The organism is Erythrobacter crassostreae (assembly GCF_019204045.1).
GTDB classification, from domain to species: Bacteria; Pseudomonadota; Alphaproteobacteria; order Sphingomonadales; family Sphingomonadaceae; genus Erythrobacter; species Erythrobacter crassostreae.
In genome coordinates, this window is sequence record NZ_JAGSPC010000005.1 from 1 (window position 1) to 24,425 (window position 24,425).

At 55.0% G+C, this 24,425-nt stretch carries 18 protein-coding genes and 1 tRNA gene; 8 read left to right on the plus strand and 11 right to left on the minus strand.

Translation table 11 applies throughout. The features are described 5' to 3' along the window. Nucleotides 1-1,005, minus strand: a 1,005-nt coding sequence (locus KCG46_RS12330) for a DEAD/DEAH box helicase (RefSeq protein ID WP_218405774.1), incomplete at its 3' end; no start/stop codon positions are given. A 162-nt stretch (nt 1,006-1,167) separates the two neighbouring features. After that, nucleotides 1,168-1,785 carry a hypothetical protein gene (locus KCG46_RS12335; protein ID WP_218405747.1) on the minus strand — a complete coding sequence of 206 codons (618 nt, stop codon included), beginning with the start codon at nt 1,783-1,785 and terminating at the stop codon, nt 1,168-1,170. A gap of 163 nt (nt 1,786-1,948) precedes the next feature. Here KCG46_RS12335 and KCG46_RS12340 point away from each other — a divergent pair, with 163 nt between their 5' ends. Continuing rightward, nucleotides 1,949-3,406, plus strand: coding sequence for an FAD-binding oxidoreductase (locus tag KCG46_RS12340; RefSeq protein ID WP_218405748.1), 1,458 nt, complete (start codon nt 1,949-1,951; stop codon nt 3,404-3,406). A gap of 115 nt (nt 3,407-3,521) precedes the next feature. Further along, the gene (locus KCG46_RS12345) at nt 3,522-4,316 is read left to right on the plus strand and encodes a SapC family protein (protein ID WP_218405749.1); all 795 of its coding nucleotides are present in this window, start codon (nt 3,522-3,524) and stop codon (nt 4,314-4,316) included. Nucleotides 4,317-4,557: 241 nt separating this feature from the next. On the opposite strand, the gene KCG46_RS12350 is transcribed toward KCG46_RS12345, so the two are convergent. Beyond that, nucleotides 4,558-5,556, minus strand: coding sequence for an N-formylglutamate amidohydrolase (locus tag KCG46_RS12350; protein ID WP_218405750.1), 999 nt, complete (start codon nt 5,554-5,556; stop codon nt 4,558-4,560). Between the two features lie 138 nt (nt 5,557-5,694). Between KCG46_RS12350 and cpdR the strand changes: the two genes are divergently transcribed. From cpdR to KCG46_RS12375, 5 genes are all read left to right on the plus strand, one after another. Beyond that, entirely contained in the window at nt 5,695-6,084 is a 390-nt protein-coding gene (cpdR, locus tag KCG46_RS12355) for a cell cycle two-component system response regulator CpdR (protein ID WP_218405751.1), read from the plus strand. Between the two features lie 102 nt (nt 6,085-6,186). Continuing rightward, nucleotides 6,187-6,261 (plus strand) — tRNA-Val (locus KCG46_RS12360). 172 nt (nt 6,262-6,433) lie between these two features. Continuing rightward, entirely contained in the window at nt 6,434-7,654 is a 1,221-nt protein-coding gene (locus KCG46_RS12365; protein ID WP_218405752.1) for an NADP-dependent isocitrate dehydrogenase, read from the plus strand. Between the two features lie 93 nt (nt 7,655-7,747). After that, entirely contained in the window at nt 7,748-9,361 is a 1,614-nt protein-coding gene (locus KCG46_RS12370; protein ID WP_218405753.1) for a GNAT family N-acetyltransferase, read from the plus strand. 31 nt (nt 9,362-9,392) lie between these two features. After that, a complete protein-coding gene (locus KCG46_RS12375; protein WP_218405754.1) occupies nt 9,393-11,162 on the plus strand; it encodes a cation:proton antiporter domain-containing protein in 1,770 nt (589 codons plus the stop codon). Nucleotides 11,163-11,172: 10 nt separating this feature from the next. On the opposite strand, the gene alaS is transcribed toward KCG46_RS12375, so the two are convergent. The 7 genes from alaS to smpB form a co-directional block, all read right to left on the minus strand. Next, nucleotides 11,173-13,830 (minus strand): alanine--tRNA ligase, encoded by a 2,658-nt coding sequence (alaS, locus tag KCG46_RS12380; protein WP_218405755.1) that lies wholly within the window; start codon nt 13,828-13,830, stop codon nt 11,173-11,175. 213 nt (nt 13,831-14,043) lie between these two features. Then, complete coding sequence (recA, locus tag KCG46_RS12385; RefSeq protein ID WP_218405756.1) at nt 14,044-15,108, minus strand: recombinase RecA; 1,065 nt, start codon at nt 15,106-15,108, stop codon at nt 14,044-14,046. Nucleotides 15,109-15,246: 138 nt separating this feature from the next. Beyond that, nucleotides 15,247-16,833 (minus strand): DUF4139 domain-containing protein, encoded by a 1,587-nt coding sequence (locus KCG46_RS12390; protein ID WP_218405757.1) that lies wholly within the window; start codon nt 16,831-16,833, stop codon nt 15,247-15,249. Between the two features lie 59 nt (nt 16,834-16,892). Continuing rightward, entirely contained in the window at nt 16,893-18,398 is a 1,506-nt protein-coding gene (locus tag KCG46_RS12395) for a DUF4139 domain-containing protein (protein ID WP_218405758.1), read from the minus strand. Between the two features lie 104 nt (nt 18,399-18,502). Continuing rightward, a complete protein-coding gene (locus KCG46_RS12400; RefSeq protein WP_218405775.1) occupies nt 18,503-20,920 on the minus strand; it encodes a response regulator in 2,418 nt (805 codons plus the stop codon). Between the two features lie 133 nt (nt 20,921-21,053). Next, entirely contained in the window at nt 21,054-21,587 is a 534-nt protein-coding gene (locus tag KCG46_RS12405) for a DUF2062 domain-containing protein (protein WP_218405776.1), read from the minus strand. 208 nt (nt 21,588-21,795) lie between these two features. Beyond that, nucleotides 21,796-22,278 (minus strand): SsrA-binding protein SmpB, encoded by a 483-nt coding sequence (smpB, locus tag KCG46_RS12410; protein ID WP_218405777.1) that lies wholly within the window; start codon nt 22,276-22,278, stop codon nt 21,796-21,798. A 134-nt stretch (nt 22,279-22,412) separates the two neighbouring features. Here smpB and KCG46_RS12415 point away from each other — a divergent pair, with 134 nt between their 5' ends. Next, nucleotides 22,413-23,483: a succinylglutamate desuccinylase/aspartoacylase family protein gene (locus tag KCG46_RS12415; RefSeq protein ID WP_218405759.1), complete on the plus strand. Its 1,071-nt coding sequence runs from the start codon at nt 22,413-22,415 to the stop codon at nt 23,481-23,483. Here the strand turns inward: KCG46_RS12415 and dapA are convergent. Further along, nucleotides 23,480-24,361: a 4-hydroxy-tetrahydrodipicolinate synthase gene (dapA, locus tag KCG46_RS12420; RefSeq protein WP_218405760.1), complete on the minus strand. Its 882-nt coding sequence runs from the start codon at nt 24,359-24,361 to the stop codon at nt 23,480-23,482. The genes KCG46_RS12415 and dapA overlap by 4 nt on opposite strands. Nucleotides 24,362-24,425 lie beyond the last annotated feature (64 nt).

A 24,425-nucleotide genomic window follows, 5' to 3' on the forward strand; every position in this document is an offset into this window, starting at 1 on the left:
CCGGCCGGTCCGTCCGATCCTGTGAACATAATCATCAGGGTGCCATGGCGTGTCGAAGTTAAACACGTGCGAAACACCTTTGATATCAAGCCCGCGCGCGGCGACATCAGATGCAACAAGAATGTTGATCTCGCCCGACTTAAAGCGCTCGAGCTCCTTCTGGCGCGTCGACTGGTCGATATCGCCATGGATCTCGCCGCTCTTGAAACCATTCCGCTGCAAGGCCTTGTTCAGCTCACGGACGGTTGTTTTCTTGTTCGAAAACACAATCGCGGTATCGACATGGTCATTGTTAAGCAGCCACTCCAGCGTATCGCGTTTCTTGCGCTGTTCTACGCTAATCTTGAATGCCGTAATGTCTTTGTTGGTCGTTGCAGCACGAGCCGTTTCGATCCGCTTCGGATTGCTCATAAACTTCTTCGCGAGCTTTTCGATCGGCGCAGGCATCGTTGCCGAAAACAGCATCGTCTGGCGTGTGTCAGGCAATTTATCGCAAATGAACTCAATGTCGGGGATGAAACCCATGTCGAGCATGCGATCTGCCTCATCAATGACGAGCAGTTCACAGCCATTCAGCAAAATTTTGCCCCGCTCGAAAAGATCCATTAGGCGGCCCGGCGTCGCGATCAATACATCGACACCTTCATTCAGCGTCTTGAGCTGGTCCCCCATCTGAACGCCGCCGATAAGAAGCGCCATCTTCAGATCGTGGTTTTTGCCATACTTTTCAAAGTTCTCAGCAACCTGTGCAGCCAGTTCCCGCGTCGGTTCGAGGATAAGCGAGCGCGGCATGAGTGCGCGGCGACGGCCCGATGCCATCACATCAATCATCGGCAATACAAAACTCGCGGTTTTGCCAGTACCCGTCTGCGCGATGCCGATCAGGTCCCTCATCATCAGAACCGTGGGAATGGCTTCCGCCTGGATAGGCGTCGGCTCGCTATAGCCAGCGTCGTCGACAGCTTTTAGCAATTCAGGCGAAAGGCCGAGATCGGCGAATGTCATACGTTTGATTATGTCCGGATAAAGCGGCGCGAACGCCGTCAAAGTAAAATGCGCTGCCAAATTGTGCTATACACCATCCGCAACCATGCGAGGCATTTGCGTAAAATTACGCCAAAAGTCAAGAAATGCAGGGTTCTTAAGCCATCGCCGGCAGGCCGCGGCTTACTCGCTAACGGCGATTAGCTGACGCATCCGCTCAACTTCGCATTTTGCACCGCTTCTGGATTGCAGCTTGTCGCGGTCAATACAGAGCTTTCCGTCATCGCTCTTTTCGACATAGAAACCCGAATAAAAATCGCGGGCACGGCAGGCTTTTTCCAGGTTCGCAGATATAATCCGCGCATCGCGCATAAAGAACAGCAGCCGATTACCGCTGCCTGTCTGAACGCCTGCAATTCCGCCAACCGGAACACACTTGTCCATCTTGCGCTCTTCATATTGCGTGTTGAGCCCTTGACGAGGTAGCTGCGCCACGAGGCTATTGCGATTACGGTTTCTTGCCGGAGCAATACGAAGTATAACCCGCCGTTGGATGCGAACTTGGCGAACGATTTGGCCGCCGCGAAACGCGTCTAACGGTGCTACATTTGTGCGCTGCGCCGGGTAACGCTGAGAAACCAATATAACTTTGTGCGATGCCGTTTTCTCGTTCGCGTCCTGTGAGGAAACGACTGGCTCACCTGCACTTACCATCGCCGAGCCAGCCGCGAGTTCGCTGCTCTGGCCGAGCAACGGCAGCAGCAATGCAATTGGCGTCGCAAGGGCAAACAGACTTGGCATTGTTAGGAAACTGTCTCCATTTCCTGGTGTCGCTAGCGTAACCAACTGTGTCACGTGAGTTGGCGCATTAGCGCGCAGGATTGAACCTTCGCTTAACTAGCTCTGCTCTTCGCATGAAGTAACTAGCTTTATCGCGCCAAGTTGTGACATAGACGCCACAATTATGAACACCCAGCCCCATTCGGAAGCCTTCCTCAGGGAAGCAGCAGAATTGCTCGGTCCTAAAGGACTGACCCGTGAAGACGATGTGCTGCTCCCTTGGCTCACTGATTGGCGCGGACGATATTCAGGGCGAGCTATCGGATTGGCTTCTCCTGCTTCGACGTACGAAGTTTCTAAACTGGTCAAACTCTGCGCGAAACATGCGGTCCCTATCGTCCCGCAGGGCGGCAATAGCGGGATGGCTGGCGGCGCTACGCCTGATGAAAGCGGCGATGCCCTTCTTCTGTCACTCCGAAGGATGGACGCCATCCGGTCCTGTGACGCTGAGGCCGGTCAATGCGTTTGCGAAGCGGGTGTCATTTTGCAAACACTGCACGACGCCGCAGATGCGGTGGATATGCGCTTCCCACTGACGCTGGGCGGCAAAGGTTCGGCAACAATCGGCGGGCTTGTCTCCACCAATGCAGGCGGCACACAGGTTTTGCGGCACGGAACGATGCGTGCGCAAGTGCTCGGGATCGAAGCCGTGCTGGCTGACGGCGGCATATTTGATGGCCTGACCGCTCTAAAGAAAGACAACCGCGGTTTCGATCTAAAACAGCTGCTGATCGGATCAGAAGGAACGCTTGGCATCATTACTGCCGCCACTTTGCGCATTTTGCCCGCGACTAGAGCTCGCGCAACCGCTTGGGTCGGGCTGGCGAGCATTCAAGATGCGAGATCATTGCTTCGCTATGCTGATCGGGCGATCGGTGATGCGCTTGAAGGTTTCGAAGTTGTTCCAGATCACTGCCTCGATAGCGTTCTGAATCACCTTCCCGATGCCCGTGCACCTCTTGCAGGGCGTCATGCCTGGAATGCCCTTATAGAGTGCGCCGGGGATGACGCGGACGGTGCAACGCTAATCGAACAGCTCGAAAACGTGCTCGCCGGCGCAATGGAATCTGACCTTCTAGAGGACGCTGTGATTGCGTCGAACGAGACCCAATCCGAAGCGTTTTGGAACCTGCGTGATTCAATTTCTGCCGCCGAAAGAGCGCTCGGCCCAGCAATGCAGCATGATATCTCTGTGCCGGTTGAGCAAATGCCGGAGTTTATTGAAGCTTCCATCTCACAAGTCGAGGACGCTTTCCCCGGCACACGCGGCGTTGCATTCGGCCACCTAGGGGATGGCAACGTGCATTTCCACGTACTCGCCCCAAGCGGTGCCGTTTCTGGTGCTTGGGAGGATAGTGAGGGCAAAAGGATCAGTTCACATGTTCACGATCTGGTGACTCAATGGGGCGGTTCGATCAGCGCGGAGCACGGAATCGGCCAGATGAAAATCGAGGAGTTGGGCCGTCTGGGCGATCCTGTTTCGCTCAGCATCATGCGCAACGTAAAAAGCGCTCTCGATCCGCAGGGTCTGCTCAATCCGGGCAAGCTTGTACCTCCGAATAACCTCATAAACGACGCTTAGTCGCGGACCGCTTGCGCGCAAGGCGCGAACCGCCTAAAGCGCCGTGCCAACGGCTATGACTATACGTCAAAAGCTGAGACTAGAGACAACAATCAGATAATTTCGGAGACATTCCATGGCCAGCGCGCCGCAGCCACAACTTCCGCTGTTCTACAAAGATCTGCTTCCGCTTAACAGCAACGAGCATGGTGACTGGAAAGTCAGCCCGTTCGACAATGCAGACTTCCTTGCTGAAACTCACGCAATTCCGCTCACTGTCGACGAATTTGTTGACGCGCAGCGCGATTATCCGATTGTTTTCACAGCCGGCGACAATCCTCTGCCGATTGCTCTTATGGGTCTCAACGAAGGCGTGAACACATACATTGGTGATGATGGAAAGCTCGTGGCAGACGTTTACGTGCCTGCTTACGTACGCCGTTATCCATTTATCCTCGCGAAACTGCAGCAGGACAGCGACGACATGTCGCTTTGCTTCGATCCAACAACCGGTGTTGTTGGTGCGAACAAAGAAGGTCAGGCGCTTTTTGATGGCGGTGATCCGACCGAGTACACAACCAACGTTCTGGAATTCTGTAAGAATTTCGAAGAAGCGGGTCAGCGCACCAAGGCATTTCTTGAAGAGCTCAAGAAGCTCGACATTTTGATGGATGGCGAAATTGCGATCACCCGCAGTGATGCACCTGACACGCCTTTTGTTTACCGCGGCTTCCGCATGGTTGATGAGAAGAAGCTTCGCGAATTGCCAACAGAAACGGTTGAAACGCTGAACAAGAACGGTATGGGCATGCTGATCCACGCTCATATGTTCTCGCTGAACCTGATGCGTAAACTGTTTGAGCGGCAATCTGCACAAGGCAAAGTCCCTGCTCCGAACGCGAATGGCGCAGCTGTCCCGACCGCAAGCTAAGCTGCGCTAAGGCGAAGCAAAGAAAATCTGAATTCCGCTGAGGCGGGGTGTCTCTTGAAGGCACCCCGCCTCAGTCATATCTACTCCCCGTAGGCGGCGTCCCCCTCATCTGCCGCCTGCGACTGCCCCATTGGGCGCAGTCCTCCCTGAACCTTGGCCACCTCGCACACCCCTAACAATTGCGAGGTGGCTTTTTTTCAATTTTTCAGAAGCTTGCGATCAGGATATCATCTTGATCCTGTCATTCTGCCGCCTGCGCCATTCGGCCACCTGCGGCAAGGTGAGCCGTTTCCGCTCCAAGTTCTCTCACCAGTCCGGCCAGCATATTCGCCAATGGCCGCAATGCGTCGCTTGGCTCGCTGAGCCGATCGTCAAGGTAAGTCGATCGGCACATTTCGACTTGCGCGGCGTGTATACCGCGCACTGGTGAGGCATGGCGGTCCAGCACATATCCACCAGAATAGGGTCGGTTATGTGCTACAGCTTTCCCATTCCCTTCAAGAAAGCGACAAGCACGCGTGATGAGGCTGTGATGGCACGAAGAGCCAAACCGATCGCCCAGCACAATTTGCGGGGCATGGTCCTGCCCGGATTGACGCCTGAGCGGCGGCATCGAATGGAGATCTATCAACAATGCAGCCCCCCATTCGTCACGAATCCGCTCAAGCTCGCGCGCCAGGAATGCGTGGTAAGGACGGTGAATGCTATCGATTCGGCGATCTAACTCATCTCTAGTTAGTCGTTGCCGCCAGATTTCTCCAAAACCAGGCAGTCTACGTGGCACGAGCCCCAGACCACTTCTGGCGCGGCGATTGGTGCCCGTAAGCACCGGTTCTGGCTTTGTTGATCGACGGGCCGGTCCGTCGATCATTTCCCAATCCACATCGTCGTGCGCTCTATTCAAATCGAGCATCGCACGCGGAGCGTGAGCGACTAAAAGCCCTGCCCCTGTTGCCTTGGCGATTTCAACGCCCAGCAAGTCGACATATCGGTCTTCCAGCCGGAGCTGGCTCAACTCAGAATCGCGCATTTGCGCTAATGTTTCAGCGGGATAAACACGGCCCGCATGGGGAACTGCAATCAGAACGGGAAGGGGCATCGAATGCGGCGAAACGTGAGTAAAGGCTGGGCCATGCAGTTCATCTTGGACCGCCCCGCCCGACCTGCTCGACATCAGGCCTTGACGCGGGTCGTCGCCAAACGATGTTCCTCGGGAAGAAAGGCGATTGCTTTTGCTCATCAATCGGCATTGCTGCCTGCTTTCCATCATCGTGTCAAAGCCTTACATAGTACACCGCCAGCCCCAACTCGTCTCAATTTCGGGCAACCTACATTCTCGATAAGATTTCTTAAGTTCATCTCTGTACTGACCATACTCATGACAGCGAATCGTGCCCCCCGAATCCTTCTTGCCGAAGATGAAGAAGCCATGCGCACCTATTTGGAACGTGCACTGACCAATGCTGGCTACGACGTCAGCACGGTAGACAGAGGCACAGAAGCAATCCCGCTGTTAGAGAAAGAGCAATTCGATTTGCTGCTTTCTGACATCGTAATGCCGGAGATGGACGGGATTGAGCTCGCACAGCGCTGCGCAGAGATATCACCGCGCACCAAAGTGATGTTCATAACAGGGTTTGCAGCTGTTTCTCTTCGGGCGAGCCGCGAACAGCCACACGCCAAGGTCCTATCAAAGCCATTCCATTTGCGCGATCTTGTACTCGAGGTGGAACGGGTCTTCGAAGAGCAGCGCGAAGCCAGCCTTTAGGGTCAAAGTTGCATGCCGCCGCGCGCTTAGGTCTTGCACCTTTATTTCTGCCGCGCTAATGGGCCGCTCCCGCTTACGAAATAAGCGGATATTTGATGGTGCGGGCGCATAGCTCAGGGGTAGAGCACTGTATTGACATTGCAGGGGTCGGAAGTTCAAATCTTCCTGTGCCCACCATCAAGATGATTTGAGCAGAAGCGCCGGGTTTCCGGCGCTTTTTGCGTTTTTGGACCTCGAAAAGCCTCCTGCTGACCTTGAATGCCAGCGCGCCTCTGCTAGAGCGCGTTCGAGGGATCAATACAGACATCCTATCGCACAAATGTAGTCCAGAAGGGATGAGGCGTTAGCCATGCAGAAAATCAAAGTACAAAACCCGGTCGTCGAGCTTGACGGCGATGAGATGACAAGGATCATCTGGCAGTGGATCCGCGAACGCCTGATCCTGCCTTATCTCGACATCGATCTGAAATATTATGATCTTTCAATCGAAAAACGCGATGAAACCGATGATCAGATCACCATCGATGCGGCAAACGCGATCAAAGAACACGGTGTCGGCGTAAAATGCGCGACCATCACGCCTGATGAGCAGCGCGTCGAAGAATTTGACCTTAAAAAGATGTGGCGTTCGCCCAACGGCACGATCCGCAACATCCTTGGCGGTGTCGTCTTCCGTGAACCGATCGTAATCGACAACGTTCCGCGTTTGGTACCTGGCTGGACTGATCCAATTGTGGTCGGCCGTCATGCCTTTGGCGACCAATACCGCGCCACCGACACGCTGATCCCTGGTCCGGGTAAACTGCGCCTCGTTTTCGAAGGCGAAGATGGCCAGAAAATCGACCTGGACGTATTCGAATTTGAAACCTCGGGCGTCGCTATGGCGATGTACAATCTTGACGATTCTATCCGCGCGTTCGCCCGCGCCTCGATGAATTATGGTCTCGACCGCAAGTGGCCCGTTTATCTGTCGACGAAGAACACCATCATGAAGAAATATGATGGCCGCTTCAAAGACTTGTTTGAAGAAGTCTACGAAACTGAATTTGCCGACAAGTTCAAAGAAGCTGGCATCACTTACGAGCACCGCTTGATCGACGATATGGTTGCTTCAGCCCTTAAGTGGAGCGGTAAGTTCGTGTGGGCATGTAAGAATTATGACGGCGACGTTCAGTCGGACACTGTGGCACAGGGCTTTGGCTCGCTGGGTCTTATGACTTCTGTCTTGATGACCCCGGACGGCAAAACTATCGAGGCGGAGGCCGCGCACGGCACTGTGACCCGTCACTTCCGGCAGCACGAGCAAGGGAAGGCGACGTCAACCAATCCAATCGCATCGATCTTCGCTTGGACGCGCGGCCTTATGTACCGCGGCAAATTCGACAACACACCGGAAGTTGTGAAGTTTGCAGAAACGCTTGAGCGGGTTTGCATCCAGACTGTCGAGAACGGTCAGATGACAAAGGATCTCGCATTGCTGATCGGGCCAAGTCAGAATTGGCAGACGACCGAGCAATTCTTTGAGTCGATCGTACACAACCTCGAGACAGAGATGCAAAGCTGGTCCTAACTAAACCGGAACAGACGTATCAATACAGTGTAAAGAGAGGGTGGCACGTTCGAATGAACGCGCCGCCCTTTTTTCAATCAGGATAGCACACGAATGCCTCAACCCCGCCGCAAAGCACGCCTCGAAATCCGACAGGCTAAGCTCAATGATGTGCGTGCTATCGGTGACCTTGTGCGCAGGGCCTACGCTGATCTGCCTGCCTACACGCAGGGCGAAATTCGCGGGCAGATTAACAATTACTCTGACGGCTGCTTTATCGCGAAATTGGACGGTGAGATCGTCGGCTATTGCGCATCGATGCGGCTCGATGAGGATGTCGCATTGGCAGATCACACTTGGGACGAAGTAACTGGTAACGGTTTCGGCTCTCGCCATGACCCGACGGGGGACTGGCTTTATGGGTATGAAATGTGCGTCGATCCCGGCGTGCGCGGAACGCGGCTTGGGCGCAGGCTTTATGAGGAACGCCGTGCGTTAGCAGAGCGGCTTGATCTTAAAGGCATTGTGTTTGGCGGCCGGATGCCTGGCCTAGCCAAGGCAATGCGTCGCAAGACGAACCGAGCAGATTCGCCTGAGGAGTACCTCCAAAAGGTTATCGACACCAAAATCCATGATCCAGTGTTGCGTTTCCAGCTAGCCAACGGATTCGAGCCGCACGGCATCCTGAGCGATTACTTGCCAGAAGATAAACAATCCAGAGCCAACGCCGTACGCATGATCTGGCGCAACCCCTATGTCGATGTGGACTCACCTCCGAAGCACCGTCTTCCACGCGATGTAGAGAGTGTTCGGATCGCGACATGCCAATTGCAGGCGCGTGCTGTGGCCGATTTCGACGAGTTCATGAAACAGGTCGAGTACTTCGTCGACGTCGCCGCAGACTACGAGAGCGACTTCATCGTCTTTCCAGAGCTATTCACTTTGATGCTGCTTAGCGCAGAAGAGAAAGAACAAAGCCCGCTGGAATCGATCGAACTCTTAAGCGAATATACGCCGCGCATTCGCAAACGCCTCTCCGATATGGCCCTGTCGTATAACATCAACATCATAGGCGGCTCTCATCCGACGCGCATGCCGGACGGCGATATCCATAATGTCGCCTATGTCTGCCTTCGGGATGGTTCAATTCATGCGCAGGAAAAGATTCACCCCACCCCTAACGAGGCGTATTGGTGGAACATCAAAGGCGGCGATAGCATCGATGCAATCCCGACCGATTGTGGCCCTATCGGCGTACTAATTTGCTATGATAGCGAATTTCCGGAGCTTGCCCGACGGCTTGTAGATGAAGGTGCTCGGATCATCTTTGTGCCGTTCTGCACAGACAGCAGACAGGGCTATTTGCGCGTGCGCTATTGCGCCCAGGCGCGCGCTATTGAAAACCAATGCTATGTCGTGATGAGCGGGAACGTCGGGAACCTGCCGAATGTTGCAAATATGGACATTCAATACGCTCAAAGCTGTATCCTTACGCCTTGCGATTTCCCATTTGCGCGTGACGGTATCGCCGCAGAGGCTAGCGAAAATGTAGAAACACTGACGATAAGTGACGTGAATCTTGCCGACCTTAGCTGGGCTCGCGCTGAAGGGACCGTCCAAAACCTCCATGACCGCCGTTTCGACCTATACAGGATCGAATGGGATAAGCGTGTCGGCAACATCTCGGATCCGCTTGGTCTGCCTGCCGATAGTCAGAATGACGGATGACATGGCCCAAAGCGCAGAGTAAGCCGCGATAATGGCCGGCGAACTCACCATGTCCCCTGTAATGCAGGATGCACTCGTAATTCTGGGTGCAGCCGGCATTGTGATACCGGTTTTCGCCCGCTTCCGCGTAACCCCAATCATCGGTTTCATTGTTATCGGGTTGTTGGTGGGGCCTTTCGGTCTTGGCACGTTCGTCGATCAGGCGCCGTGGCTGCAATATGTCACCATTTCGGACCCCGAACGACTGGCTCCATTTGCCGATTTTGGAATCATCCTGCTTTTGTTCGCCATCGGGTTAGAACTGTCATTCAACCGACTTTGGCAGATGCGCAAACTGGTGTTTGGCCTCGGCTCGTTAGAACTGCTGATTATCGGATCGGTATCTGCCGCATTCTTCGGTTGGTACGCGGGTATGGAAACAATCCCGGCTCTCGCGCTCGGCTTTGCACTCGCATTTTCGTCCACTGCAATCGTTCTTCCGATATCTGGCACCAAATCGCCAGTCGGACGAGCTGCGCTTTCGATGCTGCTGTTCGAAGACATCATGATCGTACCAATCATCTTCATTCTTGGCGCCCTCGCCCCGAATGCCGCCGATGAAGGGTGGACCGGACTTACGGAGACATTGGTCCAAGGCGGGTTGGTGATTGTTGTCTTGCTCGTGCTTGGCCGTTTTGCCCTTCCCCGTTTGTTTTCTCAGGCGGCTCGCACAAAAAGCCCTGAGCTGTTTCTGGCGGCGTCACTACTGGTCGTAATCGGCGCCAGTCTCGCGACGGCGGCGACGGGCCTGTCACCAATCGTTGGCGCATTGATCGCAGGCCTTCTGATTGCAGAAACGGAATATCACGGCGAAGTCGAGAGCATTATGGAGCCCTTTAAAGGGCTCGCGCTGGGCGTGTTCCTTATCACCATCGGCATGAGCATTGATGTCATGACGATCATTGGAGACTGGGCCAATATCGCAGCCGCAGTCGTCGGGGTTTTGCTGTTCAAAGCTGTCGTCACCGGTTCATTGCTCCGGATGATGGGGGCGAGACGCAGCACTGCGGCGGAAACAGGTGTCCTGATGGCAAGCCCGAGCGAGACAACCCTCATCGTCTTAGCCGCCGCGACGAGCGCTTTGGTGATTGATACAGAAACAGCGCAGTTCTGGCAGATCGTGACGGCAATCGGCCTTACAGTCACACCGCTTCTCGCCAAGCTTGGGCGGGTGATTGCACGGAAGGTGGAGGCAGTGCCGGAACTGCCCGAAGATGATCACGATGAACAACGCACAATCATAATCGGTGGGGGCCGAGTTGGCCGATTGATCGCGGACATGCTGAAAGCGCACGAGCAGCCTTACGTCATCCTCGATTCTGATCCCGATATGATCGACGGTGCAAAACGTGGCGGCTATCGAGCGATATTTGGCGATGCCGCTCGCGGTGACGCCCTCACCCGGCTTGGGATTGAGCGGTCTCCGGCGCTGGTCCTGACGATGGACGAACCGGTTCTGGCCCAACGTCTCGTTTCAAGATTACGAGCGCAACATCCTGATCTCCTGATCGTCGCTCGTGCACGCGATACAGACCACGCAGCACAACTCTATCGTGCAGGCGCGAGTCATGCGGTGCCGGAAAACCTCGAAAGCTCCCTCCAGCTTTCAGAAGCTGTTCTGGTCGATATTGGAGTGGCCATGGGACCCGTTATCGCTTCGATTCACGAGAAACGTGACGAGTACCGAGAACGCCTCGAGCGTGATGGCGGCCTTTCCGAAAAGCCGAAACTCCGCACATCGACAACAACTCTCGAAGCATGAGCGCGGCTTATTAGCCGCCGATCACGGCTTTCGCTGCGTTGATAGCCTCATCGCCTTTACTTCCATCGGGTCCGCCGCCTTGAGCCATATCTGGCCGGCCGCCTCCGCCCTTCCCGCCTAGAGCCTCGACGCCTGCGCGAACCAGTTCGACTGCACTGTGCTCAGCAGTAAGGTCATCTGTGACCCCTGCTGCAATGCTCGCCTTCCCGTCATTCACGGCGACAATGACCGCGACTCCCGACCCAAGGCGTTGCTTGGCCTCATCCAGCAAAGGTCGCAGTTCTTTCGGATTCAAACCCTCAATCACTTGCCCGCTGAAACTGATACCAGCAATTTCTTCGTCGGTAGGTGCGACACCGGCATCTCCGCCTCCGCCGCCAAGCGCAAGTGCCTTTTGAGCCTCGGCGAGCTCCTTTTCGAGCCGCTTACGCTCCTCTAGCAACGCCAAAATGCGCGCTGGCACCTCCTCTGGAGTCGCACGAATTGTGCTGGCAGCCGCTTTCAATGCGTCTTCCCGTTCGACAAGCCACGTCCGTGCTGCTTCGCCGGTCAATGCCTCGATACGCCGCACACCAGAGGATACCGCGCTCTCGGATATGATCCGGAACACGCCGATGTCGCCGGTTGCGTTGACGTGGGTGCCACCGCACAATTCGACGGAATAATTGCGCCCCTCTTGCCCAGTGCGACCCATAGAGAGAACTCGCACTTCATCGCCATATTTCTCGCCGAACAAAGCAAGAGCGCCTGCTTCGACTGCATCATCGGGGCTCATCAATCGAGTCGCCACCGGCTCGTTGGCACGGATTTCGGTATTCACTTCGGCTTCAATGGCCCGCACGTCCTCGTTTGTAAGTCCCGTTGGGTGAGAGAAATCGAACCGCAGTCTATCCTGAGCTACCAAAGACCCCTTTTGGGTAACATGACCGCCCAATTGATTGCGGAGTGCGGCATGGACAAGGTGAGTAGCTGAGTGGTTGGCACGAATTTGCGCACGCCGTTCTCCATCAACTTCCAACTGCACGTTGTCGCCGATAGAGATTTTCCCAGCGCCTACCTTAGCGTGGTGGGCGTGGATCCGGCCGAGCGGTTTGCTGGTGTCACTAACAGCGGCGGAAAAACCTGTCGGGGTGGAAATTGCTCCAGTATCACCCGCTTGGCCGCCGCTTTCGCCGTAAAAAGGCGTCTGATTGGTAAGGATTACAACCTCATCGCCAACGCTGGCCTCCGGAACTTCATTGCCATCCTTCAAGATCGAAACAACTGTGCCTTCGCCTGAAGTTGCCGCGTAGCCGGTGAACTCGGTGCTGCCTTCGCGTTCAGCAATATCGAACCAGACCTCACCAGATGCTGCCTCTCCGGAGCCTTTCCAGGCCGCGCGAGCGGCTTCCTTTTGACGGGTCATCGCCTCATCAAATCCCCCCCGGTCCACTCCGATGCCGCGCGCGCGCAATGCGTCTTCAGTCAGATCATATGGAAATCCATAGGTGTCGTAGAGTTTGAACGCCGTTTCACCATTAAGCTCGTCGCCGTCGCTCATGGTGCCTGTCGCGTCATCAAGAAGCTTGAGCCCTTTGTCGAGCGTCCGTCGAAACTGCGTTTCCTCGCGTTCGAGCACTTCTTCGATCAATGCCTGACCGCGAACCAATTCAGGATATGCCTGCCCCATCTCGGTGACGAGCCCCGGCACCAATCGGTGCATCAATGGCTCGCTAGCCCCGAGCAGGTGGGCGTGCCTCATTGCCCTCCGCATGATTCGGCGCAGCACGTAACCGCGCCCTTCATTGGAAGGGAGAACTCCGTCTGCCATCAGAAAACTGGTCGAACGCAGATGATCTGCGATCACTCTGTGGCTCGCGACATTGTCACCTTCAGCAGCAACGCGTGTTAGGCGCTCCGAAGCAGAAATCAGTGACCGGAAAGTGTCCGTGTCGTAGTTGTTGTGCACTCCCTGCATGACCGCCGCGATCCGCTCGAGCCCCATCCCCGTATCAATAGAGGGACTTGGCAAATCGCATCGCTTTCCATCCGACTGCTGATCGAATTGCATGAAGACGAGGTTCCAAATTTCAACAAATCGATCTCCATCTTCGTCGGGACTACCGGGAGGTCCGCCAAAGATATGATCGCCGTGATCGTAGAAAATTTCTGAACATGGCCCGCATGGCCCTGTCTCACCCATCGACCAGAAATTATCGTTCGTAGAGATACGGATAATTCGGTTCTCGGGTAAACCCGAGATCTTGCGCCATAGCTCAAAGGCCTGATCGTCGGTGTGATAGACCGTTGCTGTCAATTTGTCCGGCGACAAGCCCCATTCGCGGGTGAGTAAGGTCCACGCGTTCTCGATTGCCTGTTCTTTAAAGTAATCTCCGAAAGAGAAGTTGCCGAGCATTTCGAAGAACGTGTGATGTCTGGCCGTGTAACCAACATTGTCCAGATCGTTGTGTTTCCCGCCTGCTCGCACGCATTTCTGCGACGATGTCGCACGCGGTGCAGGCGGCGTTTCTAGGCCGGTAAAGGCATTCTTGAATGGTACCATCCCCGCGTTCACGAACATCAGCGTCGGATCGTTATACGGCACCAGCGGCGCACTCTGCACCTCCGCATGATCAGCGTTGCCAAAGAAGTCGAGAAACGACCGGCGAATATCATTGGTTGACGTCATAGGATGGCAGTTAAGCAATGCACCGCGCGGCGACAAGGCACTGCGTGATTCTAACCCACTCAATGTCGCAGTTTGGCCTTACAAAATTCGCCATCTCTAGGTTTCCAGATACAGAAAAACCGGCCTCGCCTTATGTCCTGGGGTGGGACTGGCGAGCGCCGGTTTTCCGGTTTTCCGGGCGCTGCAGCGATCGCAGCCTAGCCCGCTTGAGGATCAGTCGTCGGGGTTCGCGTCCGGCCCCGCCATCATTTCCTCGGCGACCTCGTCGGTGCGGCCGCGGATAGCGGCTTCCAACCGGTCACAAACTTCTGGGTTTTCCTTGAGATAGGTCTTGGAATTTTCACGACCCTGCCCGATGCGGACACTGTCATAGGAATACCAACTGCCCGATTTCTCCACGAGCCCTGCCTTCACGCCGAGATCGAGAATTTCGCCGCGCTTCGAAACGCCCTCTCCATACATGATGTCGAATTCGACTTGCTTAAATGGCGGAGCGACCTTGTTCTTCACCACTTTGACGCGGGTCGAGTTGCCGATCACTTCATCACGATCTTTGATCTGACCGATGCGGCGAATGTCGAGACGGACCGAAGCGTAGAATTTGAGCGCGTTACCACCAGTGGTTGTTTCTGGGTTGCCGTACATCACGCCAATTTTCATGCGCAGCTGGTTGATGAAGATCACCATACACTTTGAACGGTTGATCGACCCGGTTAGCTTGCGCAGTGATTGGGACATAAGCCGCGCTTGAAGACCAACATGAGAATCGCCCATTTCGCCTTCGATTTCAGCGCGCGGAACAAGCGCCGCGACCGAGTCGACCACCAACACATCAATCGCATTAGACCGTACGAGAGTGTCGGTAATTTCCAGCGCCTGCTCACCTGTATCAGGCTGAGAGACGATCAGTTCATCAATATCTACGCCCAGCTTCTTTGCATAAACAGGATCAAGTGCATGCTCGGCATCGACAAATGCTGCCGTGCCGCCCGCTTTTTGCGCTTCGGCGATCACATGCAGCGCTAGCGTAGTTTTACCGGAGCTTTCCGGACCATACACTTCGATCACGCGACCTTTAGGCAGGCCGCCAATGCCAAGCGCAATATCAAGGCCGAGCGAGCCGGTTGAAATCGCCTCAATTTCCATCGCCTCTTTCGAGCCGAGCTTCATCGCTGAGCCCTTGCCGAATGCACGATCAATCTGAGCGAGCGCGGCGTCGAGCGCCTTTGAACGGTCCACGGATTTTTCCTTATCTACCAACTTAAGATTAGTAGCCATCGCACGGCCTCCTTAACTTGCCTAGAGGTGATCAGGAATTATCGACCGCCCCCTTGTGAAGACAGTATGTATTCCATTTGTTCCAGAAGAACAAGAGTGGAACAAAAAATTTCCTACAGATGTACAGTAAAGCGCTGATCAGCGCGAATTTCCGCGGATTTTCCAGCGAAAATCTCGTGTAGAGTTGGCCGCAATTTTGATTTCAACGATCTCGTATCCATTCTTCACGCGGGTTTTGGTTCCGCGCGGCCGGATACTCCACTCACCTGATTCGCCAAGCAATAAACGGATCGTCACATCGTGAGGATTGGCATTGCGCAGCTCGGCCTGCATCTTAACCCATTTGCGGCCATTCTCGTCCGGCTCGGCATCTTCTTTGATCCGGCCGCAAGAGACGTTGACTTGATTGCTGTTTGGCAATTCCAATTCGATATCTTGCCCCCGCGCATAGTCACGCAAGTCGGTTTGCGCGACCATCTGAATGCCAAAACCGCCGGGTTCGTATAGCGTCATTGCCCCTTGTGGCAGAGCCACACCCAGACCATTTTTGTCTGTGTTCTTGGTTACAAGCAGCATCCCTGCTGGGGCAAACTCTCCTTCTGGGTCGCGCCAATAATAGGGACTGCACTCAGTCAGGTAGAGCAAGCGCGCTTTGACCTGCTGCTTGTTAAGGAACGCCACCTGTTTCAGCCCTTTTGCCGAAACGGTAACACGCTTTGGAACGCGATAGAGTTTCAGATCGCCAAGCTGCTCTTCTTGAGCCGACATCACCGCAACCGGAGCTCCAGCCTCCATATTCGACCGCTTCATACGCGAGCCAGTAACGACAATCATATCGCCTTCAGCATAGCCCACTGGCGCTGGAGAAGGAGGCGGCGGAGGCGGCGCTACTGGAATTGGTGAACCTTGTTTCGTGTTGCCCAAAGGGTAGCATGTCAGGCGCAGCGGGCTAGCAACGGGTGGATCAGCAAGGCTCTCAAAATCACTCTCGATATTGAGGGTTCCGGCGATCACCAGAAGCTGCGCGTTCTCGAACGACTGCCCGTTATCATTCACAAGGCTGAGCCAACTGAGCAGGTTCATTTCGAACTCTTCGCCGCGCCCCGGCTTTTCTTTAAAGGTGGCGATGTAGTCGGCCTGCCAATCAAAACCCCAAGCGAGGTAGGTAAGCGTCACCTCAAAGGTGCCACCGCTCTCATCCTGCGTATCAATCGAGAAAACTGGCCTTGCCGATAGCCCTGTAGGCACACCATCAAATGTCAGTGTTTCAGGGATGCCTGCGCAACGAACAGCTTCAAATCCGCCGCCAGATTGCAATACCAACCCGCCGTCCGCTCGTGTGCGCACGATTGCCCGTTCGGAAACGGCCTCACCTGTCGCCGGATTAGTGCGGGTGATGGTGATGCGATTTCCAAGCGCACCGTTCACCAGCGCAGCCGGAGAAAGCAATTCAGCATTGCGATTCTTTTCGATGGTTCCACCGGGCAGACCAGTCACGATGGCGCTAACTGCGACCATTCCTTCCGCAACGCCATCGAAACGAATGGTCGATTGGCCGGCAGGAAGGGTGACGGTTCTCGTCTCGCTGATCATGGCGAAACCTTCCGGCCAATCGGCGTTCATCTCGTCCCCGACATCGCGATTGGGATCACGGTAGATCGTTACTGAGAGATCGGTTGGAGCCGAAGCATTTACGACAGCGCGCTGCTGCGCGTTTGCCGGCACGGCCAACAATGACAGTAGTAGAATGAGTATGGGAAAGCGCATGACTCGCAGCCCTTCCCTTAATAGCGGGTTTCGTAGGTGACCCTGACTACGCGCTTGCCCTCAGCAGGAACGGAGACAACCCATTTCCTTCGATCATAATTGATCTGTTCACCAACGACATCTTCGCTCACGATACGATAGTCATTCGCCCACCAATAGCGGTTGAGACCGCTTTGAGTCAGGTCCACGTCGATCGCATCATCTTTGGCATTTGTTAGCGTGTAGCGCATCGTGGTGCGGTAATATTTTTTGGGTCGCTCGACATCGACTTGCTGAACGATTTCACCGTCTTCGATCACACGGTACCGAGCGGAACGCTCCCATTCAGAGGATGTGATTGTCTCACGCTTTTCGACCTCGGCTTGTACAGTAATGTCAAAGGCATCGCCCGTCGCCAGCGAAAGTTCGCTGCCCATCGGCGTGTGGCCGATAGAGTTCTCTCCGATGAATTGCGGCGTTCCTTTGCTGTCTCGCTGGTAGAAACGGACCGTACCGGCAGGCAGCGCATCTCCTAGCCCCTGATTGCGAGAGGACGAGAACGAGATAGCGCTGGTTACGTTGACTGGATTGCTATCATTGCTCAGCCATCCGACATTGCGCTCATACACTTTGCGGGCCGGAACGCCTTGCACGTCTAGGAAACTGACCTGCTTGGTCTGCGCGTTCGCAATCGTGGTACGTCCTTCGATCGGATAGAGATAAAAATCGCCCAGCCGTTCGCGATTGGCGCTTTCTGTACCCGGGGTGATTCGTCCGCGTGAACTTCCGAAACCGCGGCCGCGCGAACCGTTCGGATTGCCCGCGACGAGCAACGTGTTCGCTTGATGGAAAGTCGTGCCAGTTTGATTGGTCAGCGTCACCCAGCCTTGCATATCAATCGAGTCTGTCGCTTCATTATACAGCGCGACATAATCCGAAGACCATCCGAGCCCGCTAGAAAGATACCTGAGCGATACCGGCCGGGCACCCGCGCGGCTGCTATCGATATTGACCGACAGAGTCGGCCTTGCCCGCAAATTTGGCGGCACCCGATCAAAGATCACGCGAACGGGCAAACCGTCGTCACGCAATACCTCGATCCGGTTGCCAATCCGGATCACAACACCGCCCGCCGTAGAAAGAACCGTTGCCCGCTCCCGTGTTTCGACGCCGGTCGCAGGGTTTGTGCGCAGCAGTGTGACGGTCTGGCCAATGGCCTTCTCCATCATCTTTGTTGGGGTCAGAAGATCATAGTCAAAGTTCTGTTCAATAATTGTGGTGTTGGGCGCGTAAAAACTGAGCGTCTGAGGACGTATCCGCGCCGATACATCAGGAAATTCGACCCTACTTTGCCCTTGCTGGATATTGATCTCGCGAACATCCTGAACCAGCGCCAGATTGTTGTTGTAAATGGTGACCGCTAGATCGCCTTGCTCTGTTTCGTCTTGAGCAGACGTGCTCTGGGAAATGGCAACCGTGGAAATCAACGCGGCCCCGCAAACTGAAGCGAACTTGGCTGCGCGGAAAAATGTTTTGGTATTCATGAACTGACCCTCCCCTGCGATCACAACCTATACGATAACGCGTGAAACAATATGCGCAATGAACAGTGTGGAGGCTACAGGTTCATAAAGATTTCCGCCCGAATTCAGGAAGATACTTTTTCAGACTTCGCAGCGTGCATTACCGAACTGACCTTGTCACCAATTGACGCGACGCTGAATGGCTTCGCAATGAAGTGCATATCAGGAATATCAATATCCTTGCGCAGTTGCTCTTCCGCATAGCCTGACATGAACAGCACTGGCATGTCCGGAATTCTCGAGCGAATTTCGCGAACCATCGCTGGTCCGTCCATTCCGGGCATGACCACATCACTCACGACAAGATCAAACTCGCCGCCGTCGGTGATGGCTTCCAGCCCGTCTTCGCCGCCAGGGCATGCGGTGACGTCATAACCGGCGCGAGCAAGCGCTCTTTCCGCCACCGCACGGACCATGTCCTCGTCTTCAACCAACAGGATCCGGCCTCCAGCCGACCATTCTGAAGATACGGGAGCAGGAGCCTCGCGGCGTTTCGGGGCCTCTCCACGGTGAACCGGGAAATAGACCGTGAAGCGCGCACCGACCTGTTTTCCATTCTGATCAGCAACATTGTCTGCAAATAGAAAACCGCCGGACTGTTTCACAATACCGTAAGCCGTAGACAGACCAAGGCCGGTACCCTTCCCTTGTTCCTTGGTCGTAAAGAACGGTTCAAACAGTTTGGGCAGCACTTCCGCAGGGATGCCGCCGCCCGTATCCTGAACGATCAGCACGGTGTAATCTGCAGGAGGGAGAACCTCTGAGCCAAGCTTCAGCACTTCGGTTGCCTTGAGACTTCGGGTCAGGAGCGAAATGCGTCCACCTCCCCGACCGTTGGATTGGATCGCGTCGCGGGCATTCACAGCGAGGTTCATGATTACCTGTTCAAGCTGCTGCGGGTCAGCGCGCACGGCGCCAAGGTTGCGATCATGTTGCACGAAATAGGTGATCTTTTCACCCAACAGACGCTTGATTAACGGCCCGACCTCACTGACAACATCAGGAAGCTGAAGAATTTCCGGCCGCAAGGTTTGCTGACGCGAGAAAGCCAGCAATTGCCGCGTCAAGGACGCTGCACGGTTTGAGTTAGCGCGAATTTGCTGGATATCATCATAGTCGCTGTCGCCCGGCGTATGCCTGAGCAGCATCAGGTCGCAGGTGCCGATAATTGCTGTCAGCACATTGTTGAAATCATGCGCCACACCGCCTGCCAATTGCCCGACCGCCTGCATCTTGGTCGCTTGCGCAACCTGCCGCTTAAGCTGAGCTTCTTCGCTGGAATCTGTGAGACTCAGCAGCACAGCCGCTTCGCCAAGTCCGCGAACACCAGCAAGCCCAAGTGAAACCGTCTCATCTGGCTGCGATACTAGCCGAACGGGAATATCTCCGCTTGTCGCAGGCCCTCTGCCATACCGGCGTACGGCATCGGAAAGCGCCGCCTTATCCTCGCGAACAACAAGGTCGGTCGGAAACGCCGGTAGACCTTTGCCTTCACGGTCGACCGAACGCAGAAAGGCTTCGTTGCCGAACAAGAAGCGTCCGTCGCGATCCGTCATCGCAAGGCCAAGCGGCAATTGCGCAAGCAGCGCCTCAAGCTGAGCCACGCCAGCCTGCGCTGAGCCTTCCCAGCCTCCGCCAACACCCACTCCGCTGTCGATCAACAACATTAATGTTGCATTGGCATCTGGGCTCGCAGTTCGTACCTGTGATGGGTCGAGCAGCGGGACATCGACAAGTGTCTGCGGCGTACCGCCACGCCCCTCGCGGCTGAAGAAGATACGATCACGGTCATCTGAGCGCAGGAACGAAACAAAGTCTTGTCCAGCAAGAGTTGCCGAACCGTCACCAGCGGCGCGCTCTGCAAAACCTGAGCTGACCGATCGAACAACCCCATCTGCCCTTGTGATCGCGGTCTCGATACCGGCACGGCTAAGCATCTGGCCAAACGGCCCCGATAAATCGAGATCTTCTATGGTGTCGCCAATGTCGCCAGCGAGTTTAACGAACCGCCAGATCAAATGATCATCAGCCCGACCTGCGCGTGTAACGCTAACTTTCCACGCTTCAGTGGTTGAAGGGGTAGGCAGCTCTTCAAGCTCTCCAGATCCATCGCGCCATGCTTGGCGGGCCAGCCGCGTCATCGCCTCAAGCTCCGGTCGCTCCAAAGGCAGTGAAGGCGGTGAGCTTCCTATGCCGAAACCATCCGTAAACGCGCTGTTCGCACAAACAAGTCGATTGGCTCTGTCGGTAATTGCAACGGCGGTATTGTCGCCCTCCCCCTCAATCGCCGCGAAGGTGACTGACCAATCCATTGATGCATCGGCCTCTGTTTCAGGGTCAGCCTGAGTTCTCTCAAAAATGAAAATACCGCCGAGCAGCACGGCCAAGCCGAGCGTGTATGCAAGCGTCAAAACAAGGTCAGAGGTTGCGAAAAACAGCACCGCCGCGCTTAGCAATAGCGCACCAGCCAACGCGCCGAACATAATCGATATACGTCCGGTCAGACGCTCTACGCCCTGATCCGCATTCGCCAGTTTGGATAGTTTTGGCCCGATCAACTGATCCCAATCCCGTTCAAGCGCTCAGTCGCCTGTTTCTAACTTAGAACAGCCAGCCTTAGTTTGCGTTGAGACGCTGGTCGAGGCGTGCTTCCATTCGTTTCAAACGTTTTGCCCGTCTGCGTGCAACGAGAATACGCCAGATGGCGCTGGAGAGCAGATAACCGGTAGAAGAAGATACCACTGCGAGGACAAAAAATCCGACAACCGTGACGCCTGCAACCTGAAACGCATCAATCACCCATTGCCACGCTCCGCTTTCCAATTGCTCTGATGCAACCCCGGTTGTAGCGGCATCAATACGCAGCATGAATTGACCCACGCGATTTGCGAGCACTGCCCAAAATGCAATAGTGAACGGGTTGGTGACAAAGGTAACCAGGGCGGCAAGCGGTACATTTGCGCGTGATGGCAATGCCAAGAACGCTGCGAGAAATATCTGCCCGACAGGGATGATAAAGGCCGAGAAGAGGCCCAAAGCCACACCGCGAGGGACAGAACGGCGCGTAAAACGCCACAATTCAGGCGACAAGAACCGGTGAGCAATGGGTCGCAGGTATTTGTTGCGCGCCATTTCTTCGCGCTTGGGCATGTATTTGCGGATCACATCCGCAGCCCAAGTTTTCGAAGTTGGAAAGAAGCGTCGGAGTTTCATATCTGACACAAACCTTTGCGCGCCTGTTCGGTCAGGCGCAAGGGGCTGTCATGAATGTGGAGCTGGCCGTCCATAAGTTTCATATGGGTAGCCTTAGCTGTCTGACCAGTGCGTTAATTCGTTCCAGTCAAAAACTGCAAAATGTTTATCCGCGATCTCGCATCAAACGGGCCTTGTCTCGTTTCCAATCACGGTCTTTCATGGTCGCGCGTTTATCGTGCGCTTGCTTACCCTTTGCCAGAGCGAGTTCGACCTTTGCCCTTCCTTGACCGTTGAAGTAGACGGAGAGCGGCACAAGGGTCATTCCCTTGCGCTCAACTGCTCCGAACATCTTACTAATCTCACGCGAATTTAGCAGCAGTTTACGCGGACGTTTTGGCTCATGATTTAGCCGGTTGCCGTGGCTGTATTCCGGTATGTTTGAATTTATCAACCAAACCTGCCCGTCTCTGACTTCAGCATAGCTTTCGGCAATAGTGGCTTCGCCCGCACGAAGCGCTTTGACTTCGGTGCCCTGCAAAGCAAGTCCAGCCTCGAATTTGTCTTCGATATGATAATCGAATCTCGCACGACGATTTTCAGCGACTGTCTTACGTTTGTCGAAAACGGGAGGTTTCGGGCGGGCCATGATGCGGACCAAATAGGCATTGTTGATCATTTCGCAAAGAGCGAATGGCAAAATGCATATTTCCTCGACCAGAGGCATGCATAGCGCCTAATGAAAAATGGCCCGCGATTATGCGAGGCACCCGGAGTTTCCCTATGCACGCGCCGCCAGTTCAACCCTTTTCAATTGCAGGCCACTCAATCGCACCAGGCACGGCTCAGGATGTATCCATCCCCGTTTCTACGATGGCGACCGGCTACAATTCGCATCTGGCCGTGCGCATATTGCATGGCGCAAAACCGGGGCCGACCATTTTCGTGAGCGGCGCGATCCACGGCGACGAAATCATCGGCACCGCTATCATACAACGTCTCGCTCATGAGCTTGATCCGGTGCATCTTGGCGGAACGATAATTCTTATCCCGGTCAGCAATATCTTCGGTTTTATCAGCCATTCCCGATACTTGCCTGATCGGCGAGACCTCAATCGTTCGTTTCCCGGCAATGCCAACGGTTCGCTCGCGGGTCAGCTTGCCAATGTCTTTTTCAGCGAAGTGGTCAGCCGCGCGAGTCTTGGGATCGATATCCACTCTGCGGCAGTTCACCGGTATAATCTGCCTCAGATCCGCATCGCAGCAGGCAGCAAGCGACTGGTTGAACTGGCCACTGCGTTTGGCGCGCCGGTTATCATCGAAAGCCCGCTGCGCGACGGATCGATGCGGGCTTTAGCGAAAGAACAAGGTGTCGAGATGCTTTTGCTGGAGGCGGGAGAGGCGCTGAGGTTCGACGATCTTTCCATTGAAACCGGAACTTCGGGCGTGCTGCGCGTGCTTATGCATCTCGGGATGGTTGATCCGTCTGACGATTTGTTGGAGGCCGGCGCTCCTGCCCGATCAAACAAAACCCAATGGGTGCGTTCAACCAGAGGCGGCGTTGTCCATTTTGCCAAATCGTCAGGCGATGCAGTTCGCGAAGGTGATTTGCTTGCCACTGTAACCGGTTTGTTTGGGGAGGAACCGGAAGGCATCTTCGCCCCTGTCGATGGCATCGTAATCGGTCATGCGACCCTCCCGGTCGTCCACCAAGGCGACGCCTTGTTTCACATCGCCAAGGTCACCAATCCGGAACGCGTTGGCGCGCGGATCGAAACCTACACCGATGCAGTTCTTTCCAGCGATCAGGATGAATTTGCCGAAGCGTTGCTGGACGAAGACGAAGTGCTTTAGATCAGTCCAGCATGTTCCAGCGCCGCATCAACCGCAGTGCGAGATTCTTCACTTGCGGCAACGATGGGAAGGCGCACATCAGGCTCGATCCAATTGTGAACGCGGCTGAGCGCATATTTAACTGGGGCTGGCGAGGCGTCTGAAAACATCGCGTAATGGAGCGGGAACAGGCGGTCATTAAGTTCACGGGCCTTTGAAAGCTCATTGGCGGAGATCGCTGACTGAAATTCTGCACAGAGCGCCGGTGCGACATTGGCTGTGACCGAAATTGCACCGCGGCCACCCGCGGCATTGTGCGGCAGCCACAGTTCATCATTTCCAGAAAGCTGACAGAAATCCTTGCTCAGGCCCATCCTGTGGTCGGCAACGCGGGATAAGTCCCCGCTGGCATCTTTGATCGCGACGATCCGTTCAGGATATTTCTTGACCAAGGCGATGACTGTTTCGTCTTCGATGTCGGTAACTGTTCGGCTCGGAACGTTATAGAGCACAATCGGAAGTGTGGTATTCTCCGCGAGATAGCTGAAATGCGCGATCAAACCTGCTTGGCTGGGACGGTTGTAATATGGAGCCACACACAAACCCGCTGCCGCACCGGCTTTTTGCGCGAAAGTCATGTGGAGCACAGCGTTCATCGTATCATTGCTGCCGCATCCCGCGATCACGGGCACGCGTCCGGCTGCCTGCTCGATGCACACCTCGACTACCCGGTGATGTTCTGCATTTGAAAGTGTCGAGGCCTCACCCGTGGTGCCGCATGGGACCAAAGCCGAGCTTCCTTGCTCTATTTGCCAATCAACCAACTGGCGAAAGGCGGACTCGTCAAACGATCCATCGCGAAAAGGAGTCGCCAGAGCGGGAATTGATCCGGAAAACATTGCTTTATTCCTGATACAGTCAATATTGTTTCAAAACAGGGGGCAATCATGTCAACCTGTATGC